This window comes from Enterobacter cloacae complex sp. ESBL7, assembly GCF_041679625.1.
GTDB classification, from domain to species: domain Bacteria; phylum Pseudomonadota; class Gammaproteobacteria; order Enterobacterales; family Enterobacteriaceae; genus Enterobacter; species Enterobacter asburiae_B.
In genome coordinates, this window is record NZ_JBGORN010000025.1 from 1 (window position 1) to 1,554 (window position 1,554).

The following is a 1,554-nucleotide window of genomic DNA, read 5'->3' on the forward strand; positions in this document are numbered from 1 at the left end:
TCTTTTGCCTGATTGTTAGATAAGGCCACAAACGTTCTTACATCCGCTCCTTTGATAATATTCCCGTCTGCAGTAAAGACAACTTTATTATCGGTATAGTAAGGATGCTTTAATGATCTGAAGGTATCTTTATTGACTGGAAAACTCATTTCCTTGCAGTTAACCCATGATTTACCCTCGGTCAGTAAAAATAAATTATCAAAGTGAGCGTTGTCAGGATCGAATGATGCCGGAAGTCGGGTAGCATTACAGAAATAGTGTCCGCCGGACTGAATGACATGGGTATAATCACCACTGTAAATAACATTAAAGCTGTCTGTTTTTGCCCCCTCCAGTTTTTCCGGTTCCGCATTACTGTCCAGTTGATAAGTCAGTATATTGTTAATGGCTTTATACGGATACGAAATGGCATGAGCCTGTAGGGCAAATATCATAGAAAAAAATATAAAAGTAGTTGAAAATACTCTTTTGGAAAAAGCATAAATACATCCTGTTAAAATATTAATAAACACCTGATAATTATGTTCAAGAAGCAAACAAAAATTGATCATTCATTATCTGATGAAGGATCAATAACATTGAAATTTTTACATAATTACTGCATCGTTTTTTCAAGATCCTGCCAAAGCGCACTCGCCGTTTCCTGGTATCCGTCAGAAGTTAAATGAACCAGGTCAGGCCGCGCTTTCCCCTTGTCAGCCCAGCGCTCTATAGAACAATCTCCTCCCATAAAGGCAAACCAGTCCCAGAACAGCGTATGTTCGGACGCAGCCACTTTTTTCTGAACCTCAATGATCGTCTTTAACACCGGCGACTGACGGGCTGAACAACCTGATGCACTTTTGTTCATGATGCTGCTTCCTGGTCCTACAAGCAGTATCGCCGCATCTGGAACAGCCTGACGAATTTTTCTGATCTGCCTGAGCAGCGTTTGCTGATATTCCTCTGCTGACATTGAAATATTAAATGCTTCGTTAGTACCGAAGGCGAGAATAACCAGATCAGGCGTCAGATTGCTTAGCGTTCCGGGCCAGTCTGAGGCCCATTTATCAAGCATCGAGATCTGAGCCCCATTGATACCAAGCGCACTGACAATCACACCGCCTGAATGACGGGATGTCAGCCAGAATCCAGCCAGTTGAGTGCCATTTCCTTTCATTGAAACTGCAAATGCATCGGCAACCGGCACCGCACGGGATAACGTCCATCTCCCCTGGGTACCGGACAGGGTTACTGTCTCTCCCCCCAGTTGCAACATTGCATCTCCCGTTGAACGGTACAGTGCCCGGGCCTGAAGCTCCGTTTCTCCGTCAGAAATGGTGATACGTTCTGAGTTGTTTACCGATGTCGGCGTTGCAATGTTTCCTCCGAGCGTAAATGCCGGATCTTTTGTTTTTCGACTGGTTTCCAGTTGCCAGCCACTTGCTTTGCTGTAATTTACATGGCTGTACCGATTTCCCGGAACTCTCATCGGGCTGATGAATCCCGGTCCACCATTCCCATAATGACGCTGATACAGGCTTCGAAGTTGGCCTGAAAGAAAATCAGCAGCTG

At 44.7% G+C, this 1,554-nt stretch carries 1 protein-coding gene and 1 pseudogene; both read right to left on the reverse strand.

Translation table 11 applies throughout. The features are described from left to right. Window positions 1–551: pseudogene (locus tag ACERY3_RS25225) on the reverse strand (hypothetical protein); the annotation flags it as partial. A 44-nt stretch (window positions 552–595) separates the two neighbouring features. Then, window positions 596–1,554 (reverse strand): SGNH/GDSL hydrolase family protein (locus ACERY3_RS25230; RefSeq protein ID WP_373226788.1); only part of this gene is annotated, 959 nt, incomplete at its 5' end.